A 5,310-nucleotide genomic window follows, 5' to 3' on the forward strand; every position below is an offset into this window, starting at 1 on the left:
TTGTCCGGCGGCGTCCTACTCTCCCACACCGTCTCCAGTGCAGTACCATCGGCGCTGTCAGGCTTAGCTTCCGGGTTCGGAATGGGACCGGGCGTTTCCCTGACGCTATGACCGCCGTAACTCTATCGACTTGTCAAACCACCTGAATGGTTTGTGTGTCGGGAACTACACAGTGGACGCGAGCAATCTTCGGGTCAAGTCATCGGCTTATTAGTACCGGTCAGCTCCACACATTGCTGTGCTTCCACATCCGGCCTATCAACCCAGTAGTCTAGCTGGGAGCCTCTCACCCACAAGGGGCATGGAAACCTCATCTTGAAGCGTGCTTCCCGCTTAGATGCTTTCAGCGGTTATCACTTCCGAACGTAGCTAATCAGCGGTGCCCTTGGCAGAACAACTGACACACCAGAGGTTCGTCCATCCCGGTCCTCTCGTACTAGGGACAGCCCTTCTCAAGTTTCCTACGCGCACAGCGGATAGGGACCGAACTGTCTCACGACGTTCTAAACCCAGCTCGCGTACCGCTTTAATGGGCGAACAGCCCAACCCTTGGGACCTACTCCAGCCCCAGGATGCGACGAGCCGACATCGAGGTGCCAAACCATGCCGTCGATATGAACTCTTGGGCAAGATCAGCCTGTTATCCCCGGGGTACCTTTTATCCGTTGAGCGACGGCGCTTCCACAAGCCACCGCCGGGTCACTAGTCCCGACTTTCGTCCCTGCTCGACATGTCTGTCTCACAGTCAAGCTCCCTTGTGCACTTACACTCGAAACCTGATTGCCAACCAGGCTGAGGGAACCTTTGGGCGCCTCCGTTACCCTTTAGGAGGCAACCGCCCCAGTTAAACTACCCACCAGGCACTGTCCCTGATCCGGATCACGGACCGAGGTTAGATATCCAGAACGACCAGAGTGGTATTTCAACGATGACTCCACACACACTGGCGTGCATGCTTCACAGTCTCCCACCTATCCTACACAAGCCGTACCGAACACCAATACCAAGCTATAGTAAAGGTCCCGGGGTCTTTCCGTCCTGCTGCGCGTAACGAGCATCTTTACTCGTAATGCAATTTCGCCGAGTTCGCGGTTGAGACAGTGGGGAAGTCGTTACGCCATTCGTGCAGGTCGGAACTTACCCGACAAGGAATTTCGCTACCTTAGGATGGTTATAGTTACCACCGCCGTTTACTGGCGCTTAAGTTCTCAGCTTCGCCGTAAGGCTAACCGGTCCCCTTAACGTTCCAGCACCGGGCAGGCGTCAGTCCGTATACATCGAATTACTTCTTCGCACGGACCTGTGTTTTTAGTAAACAGTCGCTTCCCCCTGGTCTCTGCGGCCACTCACGCTCAACACGCAAGGTGCGTCACGATCATGGCCCCCCTTCTCCCGAAGTTACGGGGGCATTTTGCCGAATTCCTTAACCACGATTCACTCGATCGCCTTGGTATTCTCTACCTAACCACCTGAGTCGGTTTGGGGTACGGGCGGCTCAGTCCCTCGCTAGAAGCTTTTCTCGGCAGCATAGGATCACCCTCTTCCCGCATACGCGGTCACTATCAGATCTCACCCATACAGTGTGCGGATTTACCTACACACAGGGCTACATCCTTGGACGTGGACAACCATCGCCACGCGGAGGCTACCTTCCTGCGTCACTCCATCGCTTAACTACTACTGGCTCAGGTCACCTCATCCACTCCTCACCCACCCGAAGGCGGTTAAGAGAAGCTTCACCAGGTTTAGTATCACCAGCCTCGCTAGGGGCGGTACTGCGCCGGTTCCGGAATATCAACCGGATGTCCATCGACTACGCCTGTCGGCCTCGCCTTAGGTCCCGACTTACCCAGGGCAGATTAACTTGACCCTGGAACCCTTGGTTATTCGGCGGACGGGTTTCTCACCCGTCATTCGCTACTCATGCCTGCATTCTCACTCGCGTAGCGTCCACGGCTGGATCACTCCGCCGCTTCACTCGCCACACGACGCTCCCCTACCCATCGACACGCCTGAACCACAAAGGCTTGGCAATGTGTCAATGCCACAGCTTCGGCGGTGTGCTTGAGCCCCGCTACATTGTCGGCGCAAAATCACTTGACCAGTGAGCTATTACGCACTCTTTAAAGGGTGGCTGCTTCTAAGCCAACCTCCTGGTTGTCACAGCAACTTCACATCCTTTTCCACTTAGCACACGCTTAGGGGCCTTAGCTGGTGATCTGGGCTGTTTCCCTCTCGACTACGGAGCTTATCCCCCGCAGTCTCACTGCCACGCTCTCACTTACCGGCATTCGGAGTTTGGCTGACGTCAGTAACCTGGTGAGGCCCATTAGCCATCCAGTAGCTCTACCTCCGGTAAGAAACACGTGACGCTGCACCTAAATGCATTTCGGGGAGAACCAGCTATCACGAAGTTTGATTGGCCTTTCACCCCTACCCACAGCTCATCCCCCCAGTTTTCAACCTAGGTGGGTTCGGTCCTCCACGCGGTCTTACCCGCGCTTCAACCTGGCCATGGGTAGATCACTTCGCTTCGGGTCTAGACCCAGCGACTCTGACGCCCTATTCGGACTCGCTTTCGCTACGGCTTCCCCACACGGGTTAACCTCGCCACTGAGCACTAACTCGCAGGCTCATTCTTCAAAAGGCACGCTGTCACCCCACACAGAGGCTCCAACGGATTGTAAGCGCACGGTTTCAGGATCTATTTCACTCCCCTCCCGGGGTACTTTTCACCTTTCCCTCACGGTACTAGTCCGCTATCGGTCACCAGGGAATATTTAGGCTTAGCGGGTGGTCCCGCCAGATTCACACGGGATTTCTCGGGCCCCGTGCTACTTGGGATACTCATCCACAGTCTCGAACGTTTCGGCTACGGGGGTAACACCCTCTATGCCCGGCCTTTCAAGACCGTTCGCCTACGAACAAGATTTCTCACTGTGCGCCCGCATGTCAGTACGGGCAGACAAGTCCCACAACCCCGACCGTGCAACCCCTGACAGGTATCACACACGACCGGTTTAGCCTCTTCCGCGTTCGCTCGCCACTACTGACGGAATCACTGTTGTTTTCTCTTCCTGTGGGTACTGAGATGTTTCACTTCCCCACGTTCCCTCCACACACCCTATATATTCAGGTGCAGGTGACTGGACATAAACTCCAGCCGGGTTTCCCCATTCGGAAATCCTCGGATCACAGTCTGGTTATCGACTCCCCGAGGCTTATCGCAGATTCCTACGTCCTTCATCGGTTCCTGGTGCCAAGGCATCCACCGTGCGCCCTTAAAAACTTGGCCACAAAGATGCTCGCGTCCACTGTGTAGTTCTCAAAACACAAACCCCAACCACCTACACACCCAAGCACACGCTCGAGCTATCAGCAGTCCAGGCACAACCAAGACAACCAGTCCCACCACCAGCACGACCCCCACACAGGAGACCCCACCAGCAGCCGGCCCGATGTCTCAGGACCCAACAGCGCGCCACCACACCCAGCCAACACCACCAACTTTCCCCACCACCACACTCCCCACCAGGAGAAGCATGACAGCCGTACTCGCCAGCAGCGCCAACCAGACGCGACCCATTCGATGTTCCACCCTTGAGCACCCCCACCACACGAACGGTGGTGCAGAGGCATATGCTCCTTAGAAAGGAGGTGATCCAGCCGCACCTTCCGGTACGGCTACCTTGTTACGACTTAGTCCCAATCGCCAGTCCCACCTTCGACGGCTCCCCCCACAAGGGTTAGGCCACCGGCTTCGGGTGTTACCGACTTTCGTGACTTGACGGGCGGTGTGTACAAGGCCCGGGAACGTATTCACCGCAGCGTTGCTGATCTGCGATTACTAGCGACTCCGACTTCATGGGGTCGAGTTGCAGACCCCAATCCGAACTGAGACCGGTTTTTTGGGATTCGCTCCACCTCGCGGTATCGCAGCCCTTTGTACCGGCCATTGTAGCATGCGTGAAGCCCAAGACATAAGGGGCATGATGATTTGACGTCATCCCCACCTTCCTCCGAGTTGACCCCGGCAGTCTCCTATGAGTCCCCGCCATCACGCGCTGGCAACATAGAACGAGGGTTGCGCTCGTTGCGGGACTTAACCCAACATCTCACGACACGAGCTGACGACAACCATGCACCACCTGTACACCGACCTTGCGGGGCACCCATCTCTGAGTGTTTCCGGTGTATGTCAAGCCTTGGTAAGGTTCTTCGCGTTGCATCGAATTAATCCGCATGCTCCGCCGCTTGTGCGGGCCCCCGTCAATTCCTTTGAGTTTTAGCCTTGCGGCCGTACTCCCCAGGCGGGGCGCTTAATGCGTTAGCTGCGGCACGGAACTCGTGGAATGAGCCCCACACCTAGCGCCCAACGTTTACGGCATGGACTACCAGGGTATCTAATCCTGTTCGCTCCCCATGCTTTCGCTTCTCAGTGTCAGTTATGGCCCAGAGACCTGCCTTCGCCATCGGTGTTCCTCCTGATATCTGCGCATTTCACCGCTACACCAGGAATTCCAGTCTCCCCTACCACACTCTAGTCTGCCCGTACCCACGGCAAGCCCAACGTTAAGCGTTGGGATTTCACCGCAGACGCGACAAACCACCTACAAGCTCTTTACGCCCAATAATTCCGGACAACGCTCGCACCCTACGTATTACCGCGGCTGCTGGCACGTAGTTAGCCGGTGCTTCTTCTGCTCCTACCGTCACTTTCGCTTCTTCAGAGCTGAAAGAGGTTTACAACCCGAAGGCCTTCATCCCTCACGCGGCGTCGCTGCATCAGGCTTTCGCCCATTGTGCAATATTCCCCACTGCTGCCTCCCGTAGGAGTCTGGGCCGTGTCTCAGTCCCAGTGTGGCCGGTCGCCCTCTCAGGCCGGCTACCCGTCGTCGCCTTGGTGAGCCACTACCTCACCAACAAGCTGATAGGCCGCGAGTCCATCCTCCACCACAAAAGCTTTCCACTCCCACCCCATGCGAGGAGGAGTCATATCCAGTATTAGCCCCGGTTTCCCGGAGTTATCCCAGAGTGAAGGGCAGGTTACTCACGTGTTACTCACCCGTTCGCCACTAATCCACCCAGCAAGCTGGGCTTCATCGTTCGACTTGCATGTGTTAAGCACGCCGCCAGCGTTCGTCCTGAGCCAGGATCAAACTCTCCGTAGAAAAATTTGCAACCCCAGCAAAAAGACAAAACAACATGACGTTGAATCGTCCATCTACCAAAGGAACCTCAAACGAGGTCAAAAACTTGGCATCGAATTTCGGCACGCTGTTGAGTTCTCAAACATCGGACGCTCACGAC

3 rRNA genes are annotated in these 5,310 nt (G+C 56.2%); all 3 read right to left on the reverse strand.

Annotation, left to right across the window (positions count from 1 at the left end):
- Positions 1–2 precede the first annotated feature (2 nt).
- A 5S ribosomal RNA gene (rrf, locus tag GGG17_RS14385) occupies positions 3–119 on the reverse strand.
- A 71-nt stretch (positions 120–190) separates the two neighbouring features.
- Positions 191–3,295: ribosomal RNA gene (locus GGG17_RS14390) — 23S ribosomal RNA — on the reverse strand.
- A 355-nt stretch (positions 3,296–3,650) separates the two neighbouring features.
- Positions 3,651–5,171 (reverse strand): 16S ribosomal RNA (locus GGG17_RS14395).
- The 16S, 23S and 5S rRNA genes sit together here, the layout of an rRNA operon.
- Positions 5,172–5,310: the final 139 nt, after the last annotated feature.

The organism is Arsenicicoccus cauae (assembly GCF_009707125.1).
GTDB classification, from domain to species: Bacteria; Actinomycetota; Actinomycetes; order Actinomycetales; family Dermatophilaceae; genus Arsenicicoccus; species Arsenicicoccus cauae.